Raw genomic sequence first — 22,060 nt, forward strand, 5'->3', positions numbered from 1 at the left:
GTGTAGATCGGGTGGCTGTCGTCGCCGTCGCGGACCAACTGGTAGGTCAGCGTCTGGTCGTCCTCGTCGTAGTTCGCCGGCCAGGTGACCCGCACCGAGGTGGAGGTGACGGGCGCCTCGGTGGTCGTGTAGAGCGCACCGGACAGCTGCGGGCCCATCTTGTTCGGGGCGATCGACGGTACGGCGAACCGCACCAGGCCCTGCTGACCGATGCCGTTGACGGTCGGGAACTCGCCGCCCAGCACGACGTACTTCGAGTTTCCGGTGACGTCCCACGCTGCCTGGGACTGGCCCGTGTAGGTGCCCTCCTCGAGGTCCGGGAACCAGTTGATCATGCTCGGGCTGGGCTGGCCGCCGAAGTCGGCGTAACCGGGCACCTGGTTGTGCAGCAAAGTTCCGGTCGCGTTCGCGGTGAACGCGAGGGCGTGCTGGTAGTTCCACGCCGGCTGGTGCTGTGCGTAGTCGCCCAACCGGGCGCAGTCGTGCGCGTGACTGACCGTGTAGACGGCGCCGTTGACCCCGAATGCGTCGTAGGTATCGCCGTGGCAGTCCTCGAGCCAGTTGACGGCGCCGGTGGAGGGGTTTGCGGAGAACGTGCCCTCCATGTTGCCGCCCGCGCCGAAGACGAAGCCGGTGCCGTAGATCGCGTTGCCGTCGGTCGTCAGGCTGGTGATGCCCGCATTCTCGCCGCCGTCCTGGACGAGGCTCGACGCCTGCCACGGCAGCAACGCGCCGGTGGTGGGGTCCAGCGCGCCGAGGCCGTAGGCGGAGGACGAGCCGTTGAGCGTGGTGAAGGTACCGCCGACGATCAGCTTCGACCCGTCGGGCGTCAGCGTCATCGCCTCGACCTCGTTGTTGTCCGCCGTCGGCGCCCAGGAAAGCAGCGCGCCGTTGCTGGCACTGAAGGCCGCGAGCCGCGCGCGCGTCACCCCGTTGGCACCGGAGAAGGCACCACCGATGTACACGGTGGAGTTCGTCGCGGCGATCGCGTTGACGGTCGTGTCCACACCGGGGTTGAAGCTGGAAACCAGCGTGCCGGTGCTCGTGTCGTACGCGGCGATGCGGTAACGGTCCTGCCCGTCAGCGCTGGTGAAGTCGCCTCCGACGTAGAGCCGGGTGCCGTCGGGCGAGAGCGCGACCGAGCGCACCGTGCCGTTCAGCGACGGCGCGAACGACGTGATCAGCTGACCGGTCGTGATGTCGTAGGCCAACAGGTTGTTGCGCGTGACGGTGTTGACGCCGGGCGCGGCACCGGCAGGGCGCGCGGTGGAGAAGCTGCCACCGGCGTACACGGTGTTGCCGTGCACGGCCTGGCTCCACACCACGCCGTTGATCTGCACCGTCGGCAGCGCGTCGGCAGTGACGCCGGTGCTGCTGTTACGACTCGCGACCGGCCCCGGGTCCGCCGCTGCCGGCGGCGCCAGGGCCACTGCGGTGCCGACAGCGAGCGCTGCGCTCGCCGCAAGAACCAACGAACGACGACCCGCCCGGCGTCCGGACCGCAGCGCCTGCGCGGCCTTACCGGCGATGGATTCGCTGTTCACGCGACCACTCCTTTGAAACGTGCCACGGGAGCTTGTCCCGCGTAACTGACGCTGACCGTGTAAGGGGCGCGCAGGTCGCGCGCCAGGGTGAACACGTACGTCGCCGTGGCCGAGTGACCCGGCGTCAACCGGCCGTGGAACGGTGCGGTCGGCGGTCCGGCGAGGGGTGTTGCGGGCGCACCGTGTGCGTCGGCAACGGTGACCACCACGTCGGACAGACCGATCGCGCGGTCGGCCGAATTGGCGATGCGCAGCGTGAGGCGGGTGGCCGGTCCGGACACCTCGCCCGGCCGGGTGGCCTTGCCGTCCACGCCCGTGTGACCGACCAGCCGGATGACGATGCCGTTGCCGACCTTCACCGGCGAGCCGAGGGCCACCGGGGGCAGCATGGTGACGCCGCGCGCGGACACGGTGTCGTGGATGTTGCCCGACTGCGGAGCGGGCACGGCGGTGCGCAACGCGACACCGGTGTGTGACGCGCTCGGTGACGCGGTAGCGGTGGGCGCAGCCGGCGAGATGACGTTGCTCGGATGCGCCGAGGCGTGATGAGGCGCGCTCGAACCGCTGCACGCGGCCAGCAGGCAGCCGAGGGCGAGCAGCCCGACCGCCGCAGCCACCCGCGGCGCGCCGCCGGCCACCCCAGCCGTCCGGGCGACGACCTCGTCGATCGCGGTCCGGTAGCGACTGATCGAGTAGCGCTCGCGCGCGGCCAGCCGACCGCGGCTCGCGAGCTCGTCGGCGAGGGCGTCGTCGTCGAGCAGTCGGCCTACCGCATCGGCCAGCGCGTTCGCGTCGCCGACCGGGACGAGCAGCCCCGTGACGCCGTCCTGCACGATCTCGGCGAGCCCCTGGACGTCGGAGGCGACCACCGGGCGGCCGGCCAACATGCCCTCCACGACGGTGATGCCGAACGATTCGCCGAACGACGGAGCGACGACGACGTGCGCACTGGCGAACGCGCTTCCCGCCGACGTCGTGAAGCCGGCGAACGTGACGTGGCCGGCGAGGTCGTCGCGGGCTGCACGGCGACGCAGCTGCTGCTCGTACCACTCGTACCCCGTGAACGCGGTGCCGTGGATCTCGAGGTCGACGGCGTGCCCGCGCGCTCGCAGCAGGGCGACCGCCTCGAGCGCGACATGGATCCCCTTGCGCGGTGACAGCCGCGATACCAGTACGAGCTTTCGCGGCGCGACGGCCTGCGGCGCGTCGGCCATCGGCGCCGGCGCCACGCCGTTGGGAACCTCGACGAGGCGTCCGGCCACGCCGCGACAGGCGCGGCCGATCACTCGCGCCGTCGTGGCGCTGTTCGCAATGACGGTGTGCGCCGCGCGCAACGGTGCGTACAAGACACGCCGTGCCAGCGGATGGAGCATCTCCTCGGCCTCGTGCACATGCACCAGGATCGGCCGGCGGGCCAGCCGTGCCGCCAGCACCCAGTGCGGCAGCGTGACGGTGTTGACGTAGACGACGTCGGGTCGCAGGCGCGCGATCGTGCGGACCAATCGGAACAGCACCAACGGTGTCACCAGAGCCAGCAACAGCAGGCGGTCCGGGCGCAATTGCGCCTTGCGCAACACCGGGAACCGCTCGACCAGCAGCCGGGCAACGACGAGCTCCCGCTCGAGGTGCCCGTTGCCGGGAAGCACCACGTCGACCTCGTTGCCGGCGGCGACCAGACCGTTGACCGTTTCGATCAACTGCCGGTCCGCGCCGTACAACTCGGCCGACGGGTGGGCGACGAGAATCCTCATTCGGTCAGGCCGCCTCGAACTCTCGCGACCCTTCGCGGGCGACAGCGGCTTCGACGACGTCGGCGACGACCGCCTCGACGGAGTCGCTCATCGTCGTGTCGTCGGCGCGCGCGAGATCACCGATGGGGGCGACAACGCCGACCAGCGGGCCGAGCACATCACTGGTGTGCCGTAGCCGTCGCCCGCTCGGTCGCGAGGTGCGGCGGGAGCCGGGGAGCGCCAGCTGCTGACACAGTGCGTCGTACCGGGCGGCGACGTCGTCCCAGTCGTAGCGCCGGGCGATCTCCTGGGCCAGCCGGCCACGCAACCGGGTCGTCGCGGGGTAGGCCTCGGCGTCCTCGATCTCCCGGGCGACCTCGGCCGCGTCGGTGAAGTAATGCCCGGCGTCACCGAGCACCTCGCGGTTGAACACGACGTCGAAGGCGATGGTGCTGGCGCCTGCGCCGATTGCTCGCAGCAACGACGGATTCGTCCCACCGACCGAATGACCGTGCAGATAGGTTGCCGCGTTCAGGTAGAGCTGGTCGAGCAGGTCCTGGTCCCATACCCCGCCGAGGAACCGCACGCGCTCGTCCGCCAAGCCGTGCAGCTGAGCGGTGTAGGCGTCCGCGTAGGGTGCCGAGCCCACGACGATCAGCGGGCGGGTGGCCGAGCTGCGCCGGTACCCCTCCACGATGGTGTGCACGTTGTTCTCCGACTCGAAACGCGCGACGACGAGGTGATAACCGCGCGGGGCGAGCCCGAGTTCGGCGATCGCCGCCGGTTCGCTGATCGACAGCAGCGGCGCGCCGTAGGCGATGAGCTCGGTCGGCGCCTCGAAGACGCCGTCGTAGTAATCGGCGATGCCCTGCGCGTCGGCGATCAACCGGTCGGACCAGCGCACGGCCATCGACTCGGCCAACCGGTAGTAGCGACGGCCGAGGCCCTGCCACTTGCTGCGCTTCCACTCCAAACCGTCGACGTGCGTCGCCACCGGAATGCCGCGCGCTCGCAACAACGGCAGGAACGGTGCGTTCGCGGAGTTGAACACGATGGCGGCGTCGACGGGGTTACGCAGGAGGTGCAGCACGGACAGCGCGGTGTGGCTGAGCGTCTCGAGCGATTTCCTACGCAGCGCGGGCAGGTGCACGAGCTGCATGCCCTCGTACTCGGTCGTCTCCGGCTTCGGCTCGCCGCGCGGAGTGCGGCAGTACACGACGACCTCGTGACCGGCTTTTACGAGCCGGCGACCGACCTCCTCGACGCAGGTCTCGAAACCGCCGTAACGGGCCGGTACCCCACGTGTCCCCACCAACGCGATGCGCATTTGAGAATTCCCCCGAGTTCTCGATGTGGCCAAAAGCTGGTTAGTAAGCGCCTCGAGCACTGAGCACGGCGCGCGGTGTTCTGAGCAGGACGGTCAGATCCAGACGCAGCGACCAGTTCTCGACGTAGTTCAGATCCAGGCGCACGGCGTCGCCCCAGGCGAGGTCGCTGCGGCCACTGACCTGCCACAGACCGGTCATGCCGGGCTTGACCAACAGCCGACGCCGAACGTCTGCGCCGTACCGCGCCACCTCTTCGGGCAGCGGCGGCCGGGGGCCGACGAGCGACATGTGGCCGGTCAGGACCTCGACGAGCTGCGGCAGCTCGTCCAACGAGGTACGCCGAAGGAACCTGCCGATCGCGGTGACGCGCGGATCCGCCCGGACCTTGAACAACAACCCGTCGGCCATGTCGTTGCCGGCAACGAGCAGGCTGATGTGTTCGTGCGCTCCGACGTACATCGAGCGGAACTTCGTGATCCGGAACGGCTTGCCGTCACGACCCACCCGGATCTGCCGGTAGAACGCGGGGCCCGTGCTCGTGCACCGGATCGCCACCGCGAGGACCAGGAAGAGCGGCGCGAGCACCATGAGCAGCACACCGGCGACAGCGCGATCCAATACGGCTTTGATCGCCAATCGCAATTCCAGCCCGACCGTTGTCGGACGTGAGCGTGCTGCGCCGGGACGCGACACAGCCGCACCCTGGGCGAGCTCGAAGCTCGCGACGTACATGTAAATCCCCCGTTATGTCGCGAAGACCCCCGGCTCGCGACTCCCCCGTTCAACGTTGACGCCCTTCCCCTAGGTCGTCAACGGCCTTTCCGGTCTGCAAAAACTAACGAGACATAAGCACGGAGGCAACGCATGACTTCGAGTTGTGGACGGGCACGACAGCGCAGGCGCGTCGGTCCGCGGCGGTAGGCCTCCGCGGTAGTCGTCACTTTCCGTATCGCACCTCGAACATCCGTCCGGACTGCCTGATACGAGTGACACGCTGTGTCATGTGCGCTGGGTGACCGCCGACCAGGTGATTCCTGCTTGGCGCGGCCTCCCAGCTTGCGGAATCCGCGTCGAGGTCGGATCGATGTCAACCTTGATCCAACGGCAACGGGTCACTTCATGGAAGATGAACAGTTCACTTGGCGACGGGATCCTAATTACGCAGCGTGTCCGCACTTTAGGTGCGACACACATCGCCGCGGAATCACCGGATTCCTGCGGGTCTATTACTCACAGTGATAGCGACCTGCCGGCCACCAGGATGGGCTGTCCGCCATTCCGGGGTACGCGCCGTCGCAGGCTGTCGGAATTGCCGTCACGAAAGATGCGGTTCGGCCGGGAGCGTGGCACGCAAACTACGCGTAGCGCTGATAGCAACCCCAGGCATCGGCGACCATCGAGCGCAGGTCCCTGCTCGGCTCCCAGCCCAGCAACTCACCCGCACGCTCGTTGGCGGCGACCAGCACCGCCGGATCGCCGGGGCGCCGTGCCACCTCGTCCACCGGCACGGGGCGCTCGGTCACCTCGGCGACGGTGTCGAGGACCTGGCGCACCGAGTAGCCCGACCCGGAACCGAGATTCACCACGTTGTGGACCCCCGGCGTCTGCACCGCCAGGGCCGCCTGATGCGCCGCGGCCAGGTCGACCACGTGGATGTAGTCGCGTACGCAGGTGCCGTCGGGGGTCGGGTAGTCGGTGCCGAACAGTTGCAGCTTCGGCCCGTCTCCCGCGGCGGCGCGCAGCGCGTTCGGCACCAGGTGCGTCTCGGTGGCATGCCGCTCCCCCAGCCAGCCACCGTCACCGACGGCGAGGGCACCCGCGACGTTGAAGTAGCGCAGGCTGACGGCGGTGCTGCCGTACGCGCGTGCGTAGTCGGTCAGCGCCAGATCGATGGCGAGCTTCGTGGCGCCGTAGGCACTGGTCGGGCGGGTGGGCGCGTCCTCGGTGATCGGTTGCCGATCCGGTTCGCCGTACGCCGCGGCGGAGGAGGAGACGACGATCCGGTCGATGGCGTGCGCGCGCAACGTGTCGAGCAGGGCGACCGTCCCGACCACGTTGTTGCGCCAGTACCCCGCGGGGTCGGCGACGGACTCGCCGACCAACGACCGTGCCGCGAAATGGATCACGCCGTCGATCCCCCAGTCGCCGATCACCGGGTCGAGCTCGGCGATCGAGAGTTGGTGGAACTGCGCGCCGGGCGGGACGGCGTCGGCATGTCCGGTCGACAGGTCGTCGACCACGACGACTTCCTGTCCGGCCCGCAGCAGCTCCGCGGAAACGACGCTGCCGATGTAACCGGCTCCTCCGGTGACGAGTACTCGCATGGCGCCCATTGTGGTGCCCGGTCCGCAGCACGCGGCGAGTGGGGAAAGATAGGCCCGGTGGCACCGGATTCCGTGACCGAGAACGTGCCGGCCGACTACATTGCACCGGCCGGCAGCGACGCCGACCTGCCGGTCGTCGAACTCGCCGACGGCGACGATGCCCAGTTGCGCGCCGACGTGCGCCGGGTGGCGACACTGCTCGGCGAGTCGCTGGTCCGCCAGCAGGGATCGGACGCGCTCGACCTCGTCGAGCGGGTGCGCACCCTGACGAAGCAGAGCAAGGAGGCGGCCAGCGGCTCGGCTGCAGGCGACGACGCGCGCAAGCTGCTGGCGCAGCTGCCGATCGAGACCGCGGCGGTGCTCGTGCGCGCGTTCTCCGCGTACTTCCACCTGGCGAACGTTGCCGAGCAGGTGCACCGCGTCCGCGGCCTGCGCGTCCGCCCGGCCGACGACGGCTGGTTGGCCCGTGCGGTCGCCGCCGTCGCCGACCAGATGGGCACCGGCGGCCTGCGCGACGAGCTGGCCAAGCTGGCGGTGCGCCCGGTGTTCACCGCGCATCCCACCGAGGCGAGCCGCCGCTCGGTGCTGACGAAGCTGCGGCGCGTGGCCGACGTGCTCGCCGACGCCACCGAGCCGGGCAGCACCGCGCGCGCCCGGCAGGACCGCGAGCTCGCCGAGCTCGTCGACCTCGTCTGGCAGACCGACGAGCTGCGGCAGAACAAGCCGACGCCGCTCGACGAGGCCCGCAACGTCGTCTACTACCTGCAGGACATGGCCGACGAAACACTGCCCGAACTCGCGACCGATCTCGCGTACGAGGCGGACCGGCACGGGGTCACGCTCGGTGCCGACGCGCACCCGTTGACGTTCGGTACCTGGATCGGCGGCGATCGCGACGGGAACCCGAACGTCACCGCCGACGTCACCCGCGACGTGCTGCGCATGCAACATCACATCGCGGTGCGCGCCGTCGATCGCGCGCTCGATGCGCTCATCGCCGAGCTGTCCTCGTCCACCGCGGTCGTCGCCGCGTCGCCCGAGCTCGCCGCTTCCGTCGAGGCCGATCTCGCGGTGCTCGACATCGACCCGCGGCTGATCACGCTCAATGCCACCGAGCCCTACCGGCTCAAGTTGACCTGCATCAAGGCCAAGGTGACCAACACGCGTCGCCGGGTGGACGACGGCACGCCGCACCGACCGGGTTACGACTACCTCGGCGTCGAGCAGTTGCTCGGCGAGCTCGCGCTGCTCGGCAATTCGCTGCGCGCACACGCCGGCGAGTTGATCGCCGACGGCCTGCTCGCCCGCGTGGAACGCACGATCGCGGTGTTCGGGTTGCATCTGGCCACGATGGACATCCGCGAACACGCCGACGCGCATCATCACGCGGTGGGTCAGCTCGTCGACCGGCTCGTCGAGGAGACGTGGCTGTACGCCGACGTGCCGCGCGACTACCGCCTGCGACTCCTGTCGAAGGAATTGCGTTCACGCCGACCGCTGGCCGGTGCCACCCCGCCGCTGGACGAGGCGGGCACGAAGACCTTCCGGGTGTTCACCGCCATCCGCGAGGCACTCGACACCTACGGCCCGCACGTCATCGAGAGCTACATCGTGTCCATGACGCGCGGGGCCGACGACGTGCTGGCCGCGGTGCTGTTGGCGCGCGAAGCGGGGCTCGTCGACGTGCACGGCAGTGTGCCCGGTTCGGCCGTCGAGCGTGCGCCGTACGCGCGCATCGGTTTCGTCCCCCTGCTCGAGACGGTCGACGAGCTGCGCAAGGCCGGTGAGGTACTCGACGACCTGCTCGGCGACCCCACCTACCGGCTGATCGTGTCGCTGCGCGGCGACGTGCAGGAGGTGATGCTCGGGTACTCCGACTCGAACAAGCAGGCCGGCATCGCGACGTCGCAATGGGAGATCCACCGTGCCCAGCGCACCCTGCGCGACGTCGCAGCACGCCACGGCGTCCAGCTGCGGCTCTTCCACGGCAGGGGCGGCACGGTGGGCCGGGGCGGTGGCCCCACGTACGACTCGATCCTCGCTCAGCCGTGGGGTGTGCTCGACGGCGAGATCAAGTTCACCGAGCAGGGCGAGGTCATCTCGGACAAATACGCGTTGCCCGAGCTCGCCCGCGAGAACCTGCAGCTGACCCTTGCCGCGACACTGCGCGCGTCGGCGCTGCATCGTGCACCGCGACAGAGCGGCGCGCAGCTCGAGCGCTGGGACGAGTGCATGACGCTCGTCAGTGACGCCGCCTACGCGGCCTACCGTGGCTTCGTCGACGATCCCGATCTTCCCGACTACTTCCTCGCGTCCACGCCGGTGGAGCAGCTCGGCCAGCTGAACATCGGTTCGCGCCCGGCCCGCAGGCCGTCGTCCGGCGGCGGCATCGAGGGTCTGCGCGCGATCCCGTGGGTGTTCGGCTGGACGCAGTCACGGCAGATCGTGCCCGGGTGGTTCGGTGTCGGCACCGGTCTCGCCGCGGCACACGAGGCGGGCCTCGGGGACGTGCTCGCCGAGATGCACCGCGAATGGCACTTCTTCCGCACGTTCATCTCCAATGTCGAGATGACCCTCGCCAAGACCGACCTGGGCATCGCCGCGCACTACGTCGACAACCTCGTGCCGCAGCACCTGCAACATCTGTTCGGCACGGTGCGCGCCGAACACGACCGGACGATCGAGCAGGTGTTGCGGGTGACCGGCGAGCGCAGGTTGCTCGATGACTCCCCCGTGCTGCAGCGCACGTTCACCGTTCGCGACGCCTATCTAGACCCGATCTCCTACCTGCAGGTGGACCTGCTCGCCCGCGTCCGCGCCGACGACGCCGACGGCGCCGACGTCTCGCCGGAGCTGCGTCGCGCCCTGCTGCTGACGATCAACGGCGTGGCCGCGGGCCTGCGCAACACCGGCTGACCGTCTGCACCCACCCAATTCCGCCTTCCCACCCGAGTTGGCCGTTGACCGGGGGCGAGATCGCGACCATCTCGGGTGGGAAGGCGCGAAATTGCGGAGGTGACGGTGGCGTCCGAATCCCGCTAGTCGTTGTCGGCGGCGCGCGGCAGACTGGGTGAGTGCTCATTCCCGACGCCGACACCTGCTACCGCGCGGTGCAGTCGCGGGACACCCGCTTCGACGGCTGGTTCTTCACCGCCGTGCGCACCACCGGCATCTACTGCCGGCCGTCGTGTCCCGCCATCACGCCGCAGCGGCGCAACGTCAGCTTCCATCCCAGCGCCGCGGCCGCGCAGCGTGCCGGGTACCGGGCGTGCAAGCGCTGCCGGCCGGACGCCGCGCCCGGCTCGCCCGAGTGGAACGTCAGCGGCGACCTCGCCGGCCGCGCATTGCGGCTGATCGCCGACGGTGTCGTCGACCGTGACGGCGTGCCCGGACTCGCCGGGCGTCTCGGGTATTCAGAACGCCAGATCCACCGCACGCTCGTCGCCGAGGTCGGTGCGGGGCCGATCGCCCTGGCTCGTGCCCAGCGCGCGCAGACGGCTCGCGTGCTGCTGGAGACGACGGCCCTGCCGGTCACCGACATTGCGTTCGCGGCCGGGTTCGCGAGTGTCCGGCAGTTCAACGACACCGTCCGGGAGGTGTTCGCAGCGACGCCGTCCGCACTGCGGGCGACGAGTTCGCACGCGTCCGGGCAGGGCCGGTCCGCCGGCGAACCCGGGGTCGTGTCGCTGCGGTTGCCCTACCGGGAGCCGATGAACGTCGCAGCCGTACTGGACTTCCTCGGCGCGCACGCGATCGCCGGCCTCGAGTCGTATGTCGATGGTGTGTTCAGCCGCGTGTTGGACGCGCCGTCCGGGCCTGCGCTGGTGGCGTTGTCACCGGGCGACGGCGCGGTGCGCTGCGACGTCCGGCTGCGCGATACGCGCGACCTCGTCACGGTGGTCGCCCGCGTCCGCCGACTGCTCGATCTGGACGCCGATCCCACCGCCGTCGACGAAACACTGGGTCTCGACGCCGCGATGGCCCCGCTCGTCCGCAAACGCCCCGGCATGCGCGCGCCCGGCAGCGTCGACGGCTACGAGACGGCGGTGCGCACCATCGTCGGGCAGCAGATCTCGCTGAGCGGCGCGCGTACCGTCCTCGCGCGCATCGTGGCGACGCACGGCGGTACCGCCTTCGCCGGCCAGCCGTGGCGCACGTTCCCGACGCCCGAGGCACTCGCCGCGGCCGACCCGGCGACGCTGCCGATGCCGCGCGCCCGCGGGCGTTCGGTGCACGCGCTCGCCTCGGCATTCGCCGACGACGCGCTGCACCTCGATGCCGGCGTCGACCGGCCGGCCGTGCGCGCGCAGCTGCTCGCCCTGCCGGGAGTCGGGCCGTGGACCGCGGACTACCTGGCGATGCGCACCACCGGCGATCCGGACGTGTTGCTGCGCTCGGATCTCGTCGTCCGGCGCGCAGCGGCCGACCTCGGCATCGACCTCGCCGACGATCGCCCGGCCTGGGCGCCATGGCGCAGCTACGCCACCTATCACCTCTGGGCACATCTGTACGCCGACCTCTGGAGCGTCAAACCATGATCAGTCACACCACCGTCGAGTCCCCGCTCGGCGACCTGCTCGTCGCGCGGGACGCCGTCGGCCTCACCCACCTCTACCTGCCCTCCGGCCGGCACCCGCGCGAGCCGCACGCCGGCTGGGTACGCGACGACGCCGGCTTCGACGACGTCCGCACCCAGCTCGGCGAATACTTCGCCGGCACCCGCACGGTGTTCGACCTGCCGCTGAACCCGGCCGGCAGCGACTTCCAACGACGTGTCTGGCTGGCGTTGCGCGACATTCCGTTCGGCGAGACCCGCAGCTACGGGCAGCAGGCCGCCGCGATCGGCGCGCCGCCCGCCGCGGTGCGCGCCGTCGGCTCGGCCAACGGGCAGAACCCGATCTCGATCGTGGTGCCGTGCCACCGCGTCGTCGGCGCGAACGGCGCCCTGGTCGGCTACGCCGGGGGACTGGACGCCAAGAAGTGGCTGCTCGGCCACGAGGCGCAGCGAACCGGCTTGTTCGCGACCGCGTAGATCGCGGCACCGCGTGGCGTCCTCCACGTCGCGACCGTGCGTGTGAGACTGCGCAGCACGCGTCGGTTTTCGGGGGCCGGCCGTGGTGCGGAGGGACGCCAGCTTCATGACACACGCGCGCGCGGTCAGGTGCTCGTGCTGCAGTCTGGTGCATCCGATCCTCGTCGACTCGCCGGCCGGCCCGCAGGTGTGCGCGCAATGCGCCTGGCACCGCAGCGACTCCCCGGCCGCGGCGGTCCGTACCGAGATCGAGCACGTGCGGATGTTCCGGCTCGCGTTGCTCGACGCGCAGGATGCGGCCGATCTCGCACACGACGAGCGTGACTTCTACCGCGACCAGCTCAACGACAGCTACGCCGACCTGCAGCTGCTCACCGCCGCCCTGTTACTCGTCGACGACGCGCACCACTACCGCGGTGACGAGTGCTCGTGCGGCGACCCGCGCTGTTCCGTGGTGGGCGTGATGGCCGACGCCAAGATCGCTCGGCTGATCGGCACGTACGACGAGCACCGGCACGTCCTGCGCGAGCTGCGCGCCGCGAATCCGGGCGATCCGGCCGGTGTATGGGCCGACATCGACGTGACGCTCGTCTACCCGAGGGGCGAGCGGATCGAGCCCGTCACCGACGAGATCAACATCGGGCGGCACCGCGCCGTAGGCTGACCGCCGTTCCCACACACGGGTCAGGAGGTCAGCGTGCGGACCGGTCGGCTCGAGGCGTTCAGCGACGGCGTACTCGCGATCATCATCACGATCATGGTTCTGGAGCTGCACGATCCGGAGGGCCATGACTGGCACGATCTGCAGCACGCGGTGCCGACGCTGCTCACCTATCTACTGAGCTTCGCCTACATCGGCATCTACTGGACCAACCACCACCACATGATCGCCGCCACCCGGCGGGTCACCGGCGGGGTGTTGTGGGCGAACCTGCACCTGCTCTTCTGGTTGTCTCTCGTGCCGTGGACGACGTCGTGGCTCGGCTCGTCGCACTTCGCGCAGGTGCCGGCCGCCGTCTACGGCATCAGCCTGCTCATGCCGGCGATCGCGTACTTCATCCTGCAGCGGGTGATCATCCACGATCAAGGCCCGGACTCGCTGCTGGCCGCGGCGCTCGGCCGCGACCGGAAAGGCAAGATGTCGCCGGTGCTCTACGCGGCGGGCATCGTTTTCGCGCTCGTGGACCTCGTGCCCGTGTCGATGGCGTTCTACACGCTGGTCGCGCTGATGTGGATCGTGCCCGACCGCCGCGTCGAGTCCCGGTTGACCGCCGGCGTCGGGGAACCGTGATGCGTCTCAAGACCGACGCGCGGCCCACTCGTGATCGAGCAGCGACATGCGCACTTCGTCGTACCACCGCCCGTCGTGCCAGACCGACTCACGGTGGCGCCCCTCCTCGACGAAACCGGCCTTCTCGTAAGCGCGGATCCCGGCCTGGTTGAACGGCGCCACGGTGAGTTCGATGCGGTGCAGCGCCATCTCCCGGAACGCGTAGTCCACGATGAGCCGCGTCGCGTCCGTGCCGTAGCCATGCCCGGTGTGCTCACGGGCGAGCGCAATGCCGAGCGACGCACTCCGGTCCTTCGCCCGGACGCCGCGCAGATGAACGGTGCCGAGCAGAACGGGTGGCTCGTCGAGGGTCTCGATGGCGAAGCCGACGTCGTCCTTGTCATTCGCCGACCACTTGGCGAGCGATTCCTTCGCCGTCGCCTCGGACGGCGGGACGACCCAGTTGGACAAGGTAGCCATGGTTGCGGGGTCCATCTCCCAGGTTGCCAGCTGCGGAAGATCGTCATCCCGCACCCCTCGGAGCCGGACCCGTTCCCCTACCAGCAGCGATTCGCCGTAGGCGAAGGCAGTCTCGACATCGATCAGTTCTGTCATGAACGTGATCGTGCCGCCGCAGCGTCGTGCAGCGCCACCGACTTTTGCGGCGCGGGCAGCCTGCGTCGGGTCGGCTATCCGCGCAATGCGCGCACAAGCACACCCGGGTGCCGGACGAGCTTGGCGGCCACCGCGAGCGCGAACCAGGTCAGTCCCAACCACGGACGCAGGTGCGGGCGGATGCGGCGGATGCGCCCGTCGTCTCCGAGGTCCAGCACCATCGCATCGGAGAGGGCGAACGGCCCGACATGGCCGTGGCCGACCACCACCCGCACCGTGGCGTCGCCGACCTCCTCGTCCCACACGAAGTCGCGCAAGCTCCCGTAGACGGCGCTCAGCAGTAGCCGCGCGTCCGCACGGCCGCGGAAGACCGCGTGACTGGACAGCGGCGAGACCAACTCCACGTCGTCGGCCAACTGCGCCATCAGCGTCTCGATGTCGTTGTCCTGCGACGCGAGCCGGTAGCGGGCGATAGCGTCTTCCATCTCCGCACCATGCCACCGCGGCGGTACTTTGGCCGTGTGGAAATTCCGGTGGCGTGCAGCCTGGACGGCGCTGCCGCACGGACCCAACTCGACGAGTGGCAGCGACTGCTCGTGGCTGCGGCCGAAGGGGTCGAGCGGGTCGACGAGACCGAGCTGTCGATCCGCCTCGCCGACGACCCCGCACTACTTGCCCGCACCGTGCGCCTGGCCCAGCGGGAGAAGGCGTGCTGTCCGTTCTTCAACTTCGCGCTGACCATCGAGCCGGACGCGGTCGCGCTGCGCATCCGCGTGCCAGATGACGCAGCGCAGTTGCTCGACGCCTTCGAGCGGGCGGCCACCGACCACGTCTAAGTGTCTTTGATCGGCCAAATTTCGACGACTCCGTGAGCCACCGCGCATGGGTTGTTCGCAGCGATGGCGATGGCTGCGTCGAGGTCAGCAGCTTCGATGATGGCGAAGCCAGCGACGGGCAGTGCGGAGCTCGAATACGGTCCGTCGCTGACCTCAACATGTGAGCCGTCGTGGTTGCGGACCTGGATCGGCTCGGCCGCTTGTCCCATTACGGTGCCCGATTCGGCCAGCTGCGCATCGGCGGCGTGAGCCCGGTTCCGTACCGCCTCGTCGGTCTGGTTGTAACCCGCCTGATCGCCGAAGCCGATGGTGACGAATGTCGGCATAGTGCTCCCTTCGCCGAATTGCCGATCCGTACGGTACTACCGGAAGGACGCCCATCCTGTCGTACCCTTGTTCTATTATTTGAATATGGCTGAGCGCGCGATGTCGACGAGCGATCTCGCCGCGTTGCGCGACGGGCTGGCCTACATGACACCCGCTGCCGACGACGGCGAACTGATTGACCGCATTCGGCTGCTCGAAGAGATCAAAGGCGCGGTAGCCGCAGCACAGGCGACACAGACCGCGGCGTTCACGACGTCGCAGCGCGCCGAGCAGCGCGCGGCAGGTGTACCGCAAGAGCGGGTCGGGCGGGGCATTGCCGCGCAGGTGGCGCTGGCCAAACGCGAGTCGCCGTATCGCGCACAACGCTACGTCGGCTGGGCTTCGATCTTGGTGTCCGAGCTGCCGGGCACGCTGGCCCAGCTACGCCACGGTCGGACCACCGAATGGCGCGCCATGCTCGTCGCCCGCGAGACTGCATGGCTGAGCCGTGAGCACCGTCGAGAGATCGACGCGGATCTCGCCCCGCTGCTACCTCGCCTGGGTGATCGACGGGTCGAAGCCGAGGCCAAGCGACGTGCCTACCGGCTGGACCCGCACGGTTACCTCGACCGCCTGCGAGCTGCCGAGACTGACCGCCGGGTAACCCTGCGGCCGGCGCCCGACGTGATGGCCCGACTCGGTGCACTGCTTCCCGCGCCGCAGGGTGTAGCGGCCTACCACGCGCTCGCCCAGGCCGCAGATGCCGCGCGCGTGGCCGGTGATCCGCGTAGTCGCGGCCAGGTCATGGCCGACACCCTGGTCGAGCGGGTGACCGGCCAGGCCGTCGCCGCCGGCACCTCGGTCGAGGTCAACCTGGTGATGACGGACGCCAGCCTGCTCGGCGTTGCCACCCGCAAGCGCGCCGACGGCCGCGGCGAGACTCCGGCTGACCAAAGCCAGCTGACGTCGGCTGACGGCTCGCTACGCAATGAACCGGCGGAACTGCTCGGTTACGGGCCGGTCCCGGCGCCGTGGGCACGCGCGCTGCTGCAGCGGCTGCCCACCTCGACGCCCGCGTGGATCCGGCGGCTCTACCGCGACCCGCGAAGTGGCGAGTTGGTGGCGATGGACAGCCACCGTCGCGAGTTCAGGCCCGGGCAGCGACGCTTCGTCCGGATACGCGATCACGACATCTGCCGCACACCGTGGTGCGACGCGCCGGTCCGGCACACCGATCACATCGTCCCCGCGGCGCGCGGTGGCCCGACGTCGGTCGTCAACGCAGCAGGTCTGTGCGAGGCGTGCAACTACGCCAAACAGGCGCTCGGCTGGTCAGCTGCTACCGACGCGCGCGGCGGCGCCGTCACGATCACGACACCGACGGGCCACACCTACTCGCATGCTCCACCAGGATTACCCGGCGAGGAGCACGGCCGCGCCGAGCGGCCCGCAGCCTGAACCCGAGTTACAGCGCGCGGTACATGACATGCAGCCCGACGTATCCGTGCGTGGGGTGATCGAACGCGCCGGGCACCGTCCCGATGATCTCGAAGCCGAGCGAGCGCCAAAGGTGCACGGCTGCCGCGTTCGTCTCGACGACGGCGTTGAACTGGATGCCCCGGTAGCCGGCGTCCGCCGCCCAGGCAATGACGTGTTCGCCCAGCGCGCGGCCGACACCTCGGCCGGCCGCCACCGGGTCGACCATGAAGCTGGCCGTCGCGATATGCGCACCGCGGCCCGGCCTGTTGGCGCCCATCGTCGCCGACCCGAGCACCCTGCCCGACGCATCGAGCGCGACGACGACGTGCCCCTGCCCCAGCCACAGCTCGCGGGCGGCGTCGCTCGTGAGGTCCGACGGATAGGCGTAGGTCTCGCCGGCCGCGACGATGGCGGCGAAGAACGGGTGGATCGCCGGCCAGTCGGCGTCGGTGGCAGTCCGGATGCGGATGCCCTCGCCCGCCCGGGTCATTCGTTGAACTCGTTCTGCGCCGTCTCGAGGCCGGCAGTCAGCAGCACCTCGACCGCATCGGCCGCGCGGTCGAGGAAGTAGCCCAGGTCCTTGCGCTCGGCGCTGCCGAATTCACGGAGCACGTAGTCCGCGGGGTCCTGCCGCCCCGGCGGCCGGCCGATGCCGAAACGCACCCGTGCGTATTCCTTGCTCGACAACGCGGACGTCATGGACCGCAGACCGTTGTGCCCGCCGTCGCCGCCGCCGCGCTTGATCCGCAACGTGCCGTAGGGCAGGTCGAGCTCGTCGTGCACGACCGTGATCGCCTCGACCGGGATCTTGTAGAACCGCGCGACGCCGACCACCGGTCCGCCGGAGTCGTTCATGAACGACTGCGGCTTCGCCAGCACGACCGGTACGCCGGCCAACCGTCCCTCGAGGACGTCGGCTCGCGCTTTGTGCGCTTTGAACCGCCCCCCGAGGCGCTCGGCGAGCGCGTCGAGGACGAGGAAACCGGCGTTGTGCCGGGTGCGTTCGTAGCGCGGGCCCGGATTGCCCAGGCCGACGAGGAGTTGCCGTTGCGCCGGGTCGGGCGCCATCCGCCGAGCGCGTTACTCGGCGCTGTCCCCGGCCGGCGACTCGCCGCCCGCGGACTCGCCCTCGGACTCGGCGCCCTCGGCGGGCTCCTCCGGCGCGTCCTCGACGATGCCGAGTTCGTCCTGCGCCTCGGCAACCTCGGCCTCGAGCTCCTCGGCGGTGGGCGCCTCGGCGATGGACAACACGAGCGAGTCAGCGTCTGTGATCAACGTCGAACCGTCGGGCAGCGTGACGTCGCCGGCGGTGATCTGGCCACCGATGGCGAGATCGTCGATGCTGACCTCGAAGCCGTCGGGCAGGTTCGTGGCGTCCGCCTCGATGCTGACGGTGGTGTTCTCCAGGTTGAGCAGGCCACCGGGGACGACCTCGCCGACGACGTGCACCGGCACGTCGACGGTCACCTTCTCGCCGCGACGTACGGCGAGCAGGTCGAGGTGCTCGAAATAGTTCTTCAGCGGGTGCCGGACGATCGACTTCGGGATGACGAGCTGCTCGCCGCCGTCGACGTCGAGGGTGAGCAGCACGTTCGAGCCGCCGTGCCGGATCGCGTTGGCGAGCTCCTTGGCCGGCAGCGCGACGTGCCGCGGTGCGGCGCCGTGCCCGTAGATGACGGCCGGCACCTTGCCTGCCCGGCGGGTGCGGCGTGCGCCGCCCTTGCCGAACTCGGTGCGGGTTTCTGCGGTCAGCCTGACCTCGGACACAGCGGTACTCCTCGAACGACTTTCGATACTGGACTTCGACGTGCAAGTGCTGGGTTTCGCGGTGCCTCGGACCCGGATGGCGACGTAGCGCAATCAGTCGACAACGACACCGCGTCGATGACGGATTCCGCCGGAACGGTCCCTCGCCGGGGCAACGCAGCACAGCCTACCGGCTGCGCGAGGGCGCCGGGCACGCGCACTCCCCTGCGCACAGTCGTTAGCCGCATCTTGCGGCAGGGCACCTGCACGACATGACCAAGTTCGGCTACACACTGATGACCGAGCAGTCCGACCCGAAGTCGCTCGTCGAGTTCGCCGTGCAGGCCGAACAGGTGGGCTTCGACTTCGAAGTGTCCAGCGATCACTACTTCCCGTGGCTGGACAGCATGGGACACGCCCCGAACGCGTGGGTCACCCTCGGCGCGGTGGCGCACGCGACCGAACGGGTCGAGCTGATGACGTACGTGACCTGCCCGACGATCCGCTACCACCCGGCCGTCGTAGCCCAGCAGGCCGCGACGCTGGGGCTGATCAGCGACGGCCGCTTCCTGCTCGGGCTCGGTTCCGGGGAGAACCTGAACGAGCACGTCGTGGGCCGCGGCTGGCCCGCGGCAGCCGTCCGCACGGAGATGTTGTCCGAGTCGGTCGACATCATCCGCAAGCTGTTCACCGGCGAGTACGTGGAGCACAAGGGCGAGCACTTCCGGGTGGTCGGCGGCAAGTTGTGGGACGTTCCGGCGACGCCGCCGCAGATCGGTATCGCGGTGTCGGGGCCGTTGTCCTGCATGTTGGCCGGCGAGAAGGCGGACGCGATGATCGCGGTCGAGCCGAAGGCGTCGCTGGGCGAGCAATTCGACGAGGCGGGCGGTCGCGGCAAGCCGCGCATCGGTCAGCTGCCGATCAGCTACGGCACCGACCGCGACGCCGCGATCGACCGCGCGCACGATCTGTTCCGTTGGTTCGGCGGTGGCTGGAAGGTCAACGCCGACCTGCCGGGCACTGCCGGGTTCGACGCAGCCAGCCAGTTCGTCACTAAGGACGACGTCGCCGACTCGATCCCGTGCGGGTCGGACGTCGGCGCCGTGGTCGAGGCCGTGCGGGCGTTCACCGACGCCGGTTTCACGCACGTGGCGCTCGTGCAGATCGGTGGCACCCATGAGCAGCAGGACCCGTTCTTCGAGTGGTCGCAGCACGAGCTGCTCCCGGCACTGCGCGAGCTCTGACGCCGACGGCGACGCTGACGTCGCCCACCTCCCGCTGATCAACAGCAGGTTTTGGTCGCCCTGGCGACCGATACCTGCTGTTGATCACGGGTGGTTGACGTCCAGGATGTGGTCGCCCTGGCGACCGATACCTGCTGTTGATCACGGGTGGTGAATCGACGTCCGTAGCATCGCCTGGGTGGCGGTGCGGGTGCGGGTTCCGGCGAAGGTCAACCTGCATCTGGGTGTCGGGGACGTGCGCCCGGACGGCTTCCACGAGCTGACGAACGTCTTCCACGCGGTCGACCTCGTCGACGAGGTGTGCGCGGTCGGCGCGCGCGGGACGTCGATCACCGTGCACGGCGACGGCGCGGACGCCGTGCCGACCGATGCCCGCAACCTTGCGTGGCAGGCGGCGGACCTGCTGGCCCGCACCGCGGGCATCGGCACCGATGTACAGCTGGAGTTGACCAAGGCCATCCCGGTCGCGGGCGGCATGGCAGGCGGGTCGGCCGACGCGGCGGGCGCGCTGCTGGCATGCGCGCGGCTGTGGGATCTGGACGTCGGGGGCGCCGAGCTCGCGGCACTGGCCGCACAGCTAGGCAGCGACAGCGTGTTCCCGCTGCTCGGCGGCACTGCTGTGGGCACCGGCCGCGGTGAGGTGCTGACGCCGCTGCCGACGGCAGGCACGCTGCACTGGGTGTTCGCGCTCGCCGACTTCGGCATCTCCGCCGGCGCCGCCTACCGCGAACTCGACCAGCTGCGCGCGGCCGGTACGGCACCGCCCGCAGCCGGCGCTCCGGATGCGCTGCTCGCCGCGCTGGCCGCCGGCGATACGGCCCGCGTCGCGGCCGCGCTGACCAACGACCTGCAGCCCGCCGTGCTGAGCCTGGCCCCGCAGCTGCACCACACGCTCGACGTCGGCGCCGAGCGCGGCGCACTCGCCGGCCTGGTGTCCGGGTCCGGACCGACATGTGCGTTCCTCGCGGCCGACGAGCAGGCGGCCACGCTGCTGGGCGCCGCGCTGGAGGCGAGCGGCACCTGCCGCACAGCCCGCATCGCGCGCGGCCCGCACCCCGGCGCGCAGGTGGTCCGTTAGATGGCCAATCTCGTCAACCTCGAACGCGTCGCCAAGGCCTACGGCACCACGACCGTGCTCAGCGACGTGTCGCTGGGCGTCGGCGCCGGCGAGCGGATCGGCGTCGTCGGGCGCAACGGCGGCGGGAAGTCGACGCTGCTTCGCCTGATCAGCGGCGTCGAGACGCCGGACTCGGGCCGGGTGACCCGCACCGGCGGCACGCGACTGGCATTCGTCGACCAGCGCGGTGACCTGCCGGACGCGACGGTGCGCGAGATCGTCGTCGGCGAGCAGGCCGAGCACGAATGGGCCGGCGACGCCGCGGTCCGCGCGATCCTCACCGGCCTGGGCCTCGCCGCGGTCGGCCTCGACGCGTCGACGTCTCGGCTGTCCGGCGGCGAGCGGCGTCGCGTCGCGCTCGCCGCCGCGCTCGTGCAACGCCCGGAACTGCTCGTCCTCGACGAGCCGACGAACCACCTCGACATCGAAGGCATCACGTGGCTCGCGCAGTTCCTCACCGACGGCAGCGCGCGCGGCCGACGTCCCGCGCTGCTCGTCGTCACGCACGACCGCTGGTTCCTCGACGCCGTGTGCCAACGCATGTGGGAGGTCGGCGACGCGACGGTGCGTCCGTTCGACGGCGGCTACGCGGCATACGTGCTCGCCCGCGCCGAGCGGCAGCGACAGGCCGACGCCGCGGAGGCACGACGGCAGAACCTGCTGCGCAAGGAGCTCGCGTGGTTGCGCCGCGGACCGCCGGCCCGCACGTCCAAGCCGCAGTTCCGCATCGCCGCCGCAGAGGCGTTGATCGCCGACGTGCCGGCACCGCGCAGCGCCGTCGAGCTGCGCGCCCTGAGCCAGCGGCGCCTGGGCCGCAGCGTCGTCGACGTCGAGGACGTGACGCTGCGCGTCGGCGAGCGCACGTTGCTCGACCACGTCACGTGGCACGTCGGGCCCGGCGACCGGATCGGCGTGGTCGGCGTCAACGGCTCGGGCAAGAGCCACCTGCTGCGGCTGATCGCCGGTGAGATCGCGCCCGACGAGGGGACGGTCGTCATCGGCTCCACAGTGCACGCGGCACACCTGACGCAGGACGTCCGCGAGCTGCCCGACCACCTCCGCGTGATCGAGGCCGTCACCGAGGTCCGCTCGACCGCGACGCTCGACGGCGCCGAGCAGTCCGCGAGTCAGCTGGCCGAGCGGTTCGGGTTCGCCAACGAGCGGCAGTGGACGCCGGTCGCGGATCTGTCCGGCGGTGAGCGGCGCCGGCTGCAACTGCTGCGGCTGCTGCTGACCCAGCCGAACGTCCTGCTGCTGGACGAGCCGACCAACGACCTCGACACCGACACCCTCGCCGAACTCGAGGATCTGCTCGACGGCTGGGCCGGCACGCTGGTGGTGGTCAGCCACGACCGCTATCTGCTCGAGCGGGTGTGCGACACGACCGTCGCGCTCCTCGGTGACGGCTCGCTCGCCGCGCTGCCCGGTGGCGTGGCGGACTACCTCGCGCGTCGAGCCGCGGGCGGCGCACGGCTGGCCGCCCGGGTGT

At 70.2% G+C, this 22,060-nt stretch carries 19 protein-coding genes and 2 pseudogenes; 10 read left to right on the plus strand and 11 right to left on the minus strand.

Features of this window, described 5'->3' with window-relative positions; genetic code table 11:
* From ACFFCN_RS14580 to galE, 5 genes and pseudogenes are all read right to left on the minus strand, one after another.
* Window positions 1-1,544: pseudogene (locus tag ACFFCN_RS14580) on the minus strand (cell surface protein); the annotation flags it as partial.
* Window positions 1,541-3,295, minus strand: coding sequence for a glycosyltransferase (locus ACFFCN_RS14585; RefSeq protein WP_375492754.1), 1,755 nt, complete (start codon window positions 3,293-3,295; stop codon window positions 1,541-1,543). The pseudogene ACFFCN_RS14580 and the gene ACFFCN_RS14585, both read right to left, overlap by 4 nt.
* Before the next feature lie 4 nt (window positions 3,296-3,299).
* Window positions 3,300-4,601, minus strand: coding sequence for a DUF1972 domain-containing protein (locus tag ACFFCN_RS14590; protein ID WP_375492756.1), 1,302 nt, complete (start codon window positions 4,599-4,601; stop codon window positions 3,300-3,302).
* 40 nt (window positions 4,602-4,641) lie between these two features.
* A pseudogene (locus ACFFCN_RS14595) lies at window positions 4,642-5,241 on the minus strand (sugar transferase); the annotation flags it as partial.
* A 716-nt stretch (window positions 5,242-5,957) separates the two neighbouring features.
* Window positions 5,958-6,926: a UDP-glucose 4-epimerase GalE gene (gene galE / locus ACFFCN_RS14600; RefSeq protein WP_375492758.1), complete on the minus strand. Its 969-nt coding sequence runs from the start codon at window positions 6,924-6,926 to the stop codon at window positions 5,958-5,960.
* Window positions 6,927-7,052: 126 nt separating this feature from the next.
* On the opposite strand from galE, the gene ppc reads away from it, so the two are divergent.
* The 5 genes from ppc to ACFFCN_RS14625 all read left to right on the plus strand — a co-directional run bounded on the left by ppc (window position 7,053) and on the right by ACFFCN_RS14625 (window position 13,249).
* Window positions 7,053-9,842: a phosphoenolpyruvate carboxylase gene (ppc, locus tag ACFFCN_RS14605; protein ID WP_375492788.1), complete on the plus strand. Its 2,790-nt coding sequence runs from the start codon at window positions 7,053-7,055 to the stop codon at window positions 9,840-9,842.
* 158 nt (window positions 9,843-10,000) lie between these two features.
* Complete coding sequence (locus tag ACFFCN_RS14610; RefSeq protein ID WP_375492760.1) at window positions 10,001-11,464, plus strand: AlkA N-terminal domain-containing protein; 1,464 nt, start codon at window positions 10,001-10,003, stop codon at window positions 11,462-11,464.
* The gene (locus ACFFCN_RS14615) at window positions 11,461-11,958 is read left to right on the plus strand and encodes a methylated-DNA--[protein]-cysteine S-methyltransferase (RefSeq protein ID WP_375492762.1); all 498 of its coding nucleotides are present in this window, start codon (window positions 11,461-11,463) and stop codon (window positions 11,956-11,958) included. The genes ACFFCN_RS14610 and ACFFCN_RS14615 overlap by 4 nt, the downstream gene beginning before the upstream one ends.
* 148 nt (window positions 11,959-12,106) lie before the next feature.
* Window positions 12,107-12,622 (plus strand): hypothetical protein, encoded by a 516-nt coding sequence (locus ACFFCN_RS14620; RefSeq protein WP_375492764.1) that lies wholly within the window; start codon window positions 12,107-12,109, stop codon window positions 12,620-12,622.
* A gap of 33 nt (window positions 12,623-12,655) precedes the next feature.
* Window positions 12,656-13,249, plus strand: coding sequence for a TMEM175 family protein (locus tag ACFFCN_RS14625; RefSeq protein ID WP_375492766.1), 594 nt, complete (start codon window positions 12,656-12,658; stop codon window positions 13,247-13,249).
* Between the two features lie 6 nt (window positions 13,250-13,255).
* On the opposite strand, the gene ACFFCN_RS14630 is transcribed toward ACFFCN_RS14625, so the two are convergent.
* Together ACFFCN_RS14630 and ACFFCN_RS14635 are read right to left on the minus strand one after the other, a co-directional pair.
* Window positions 13,256-13,843, minus strand: a complete 588-nt coding sequence (locus ACFFCN_RS14630) for a GNAT family N-acetyltransferase (RefSeq protein WP_375492768.1) — start codon at window positions 13,841-13,843, stop codon at window positions 13,256-13,258.
* Between the two features lie 74 nt (window positions 13,844-13,917).
* Window positions 13,918-14,328, minus strand: a complete 411-nt coding sequence (locus ACFFCN_RS14635; RefSeq protein WP_375492770.1) for a nuclear transport factor 2 family protein — start codon at window positions 14,326-14,328, stop codon at window positions 13,918-13,920.
* Window positions 14,329-14,364: 36 nt separating this feature from the next.
* Here ACFFCN_RS14635 and ACFFCN_RS14640 point away from each other — a divergent pair, with 36 nt between their 5' ends.
* A complete protein-coding gene (locus ACFFCN_RS14640; protein ID WP_375492772.1) occupies window positions 14,365-14,679 on the plus strand; it encodes a hypothetical protein in 315 nt (104 codons plus the stop codon).
* On the opposite strand, the gene ACFFCN_RS14645 is transcribed toward ACFFCN_RS14640, so the two are convergent.
* The gene (locus ACFFCN_RS14645; protein ID WP_375492774.1) at window positions 14,676-15,005 is read right to left on the minus strand and encodes a YciI family protein; all 330 of its coding nucleotides are present in this window, start codon (window positions 15,003-15,005) and stop codon (window positions 14,676-14,678) included. The two genes, ACFFCN_RS14640 and ACFFCN_RS14645, sit on opposite strands and share 4 nt — an antisense overlap.
* Window positions 15,006-15,090: 85 nt before the next feature.
* Here ACFFCN_RS14645 and ACFFCN_RS14650 point away from each other — a divergent pair, with 85 nt between their 5' ends.
* Window positions 15,091-16,443 carry a DUF222 domain-containing protein gene (locus tag ACFFCN_RS14650; RefSeq protein ID WP_375492776.1) on the plus strand — a complete coding sequence of 451 codons (1,353 nt, stop codon included), beginning with the start codon at window positions 15,091-15,093 and terminating at the stop codon, window positions 16,441-16,443.
* 7 nt (window positions 16,444-16,450) lie between these two features.
* Here ACFFCN_RS14650 and ACFFCN_RS14655 read toward each other — a convergent pair whose 3' ends face one another.
* From ACFFCN_RS14655 to ACFFCN_RS14665, 3 genes are read right to left on the minus strand one after another with little or no spacing between them, the layout of a single operon-like run.
* The gene (locus ACFFCN_RS14655; RefSeq protein ID WP_375492778.1) at window positions 16,451-16,954 is read right to left on the minus strand and encodes a GNAT family N-acetyltransferase; all 504 of its coding nucleotides are present in this window, start codon (window positions 16,952-16,954) and stop codon (window positions 16,451-16,453) included.
* A complete protein-coding gene (gene pth / locus ACFFCN_RS14660) occupies window positions 16,951-17,532 on the minus strand; it encodes an aminoacyl-tRNA hydrolase (protein WP_375492780.1) in 582 nt (193 codons plus the stop codon). Before pth ends, ACFFCN_RS14655 begins: the two co-directional genes overlap by 4 nt.
* 12 nt (window positions 17,533-17,544) lie before the next feature.
* Window positions 17,545-18,231 (minus strand): 50S ribosomal protein L25/general stress protein Ctc, encoded by a 687-nt coding sequence (locus ACFFCN_RS14665; RefSeq protein WP_375492782.1) that lies wholly within the window; start codon window positions 18,229-18,231, stop codon window positions 17,545-17,547.
* Between the two features lie 251 nt (window positions 18,232-18,482).
* Between ACFFCN_RS14665 and ACFFCN_RS14670 the strand changes: the two genes are divergently transcribed.
* The 3 genes from ACFFCN_RS14670 to ACFFCN_RS14680 form a co-directional block, all read left to right on the plus strand.
* Window positions 18,483-19,454, plus strand: a complete 972-nt coding sequence (locus ACFFCN_RS14670; RefSeq protein WP_375492784.1) for a TIGR03557 family F420-dependent LLM class oxidoreductase — start codon at window positions 18,483-18,485, stop codon at window positions 19,452-19,454.
* Window positions 19,455-19,623: 169 nt separating this feature from the next.
* On the plus strand, window positions 19,624-20,532 hold the full coding sequence (locus tag ACFFCN_RS14675; protein ID WP_375492790.1) for a 4-(cytidine 5'-diphospho)-2-C-methyl-D-erythritol kinase: 909 nt from the start codon (window positions 19,624-19,626) through the stop codon (window positions 20,530-20,532).
* Window positions 20,533-22,060: ABC-F family ATP-binding cassette domain-containing protein (locus tag ACFFCN_RS14680; protein WP_375492786.1), on the plus strand; the 1,528-nt coding region annotated here is incomplete at its 3' end.

It is taken from the genome of uncultured Jatrophihabitans sp. (assembly GCF_964246335.1).
Classification (GTDB): Bacteria; Actinomycetota; Actinomycetes; order Mycobacteriales; family Jatrophihabitantaceae; genus Jatrophihabitans.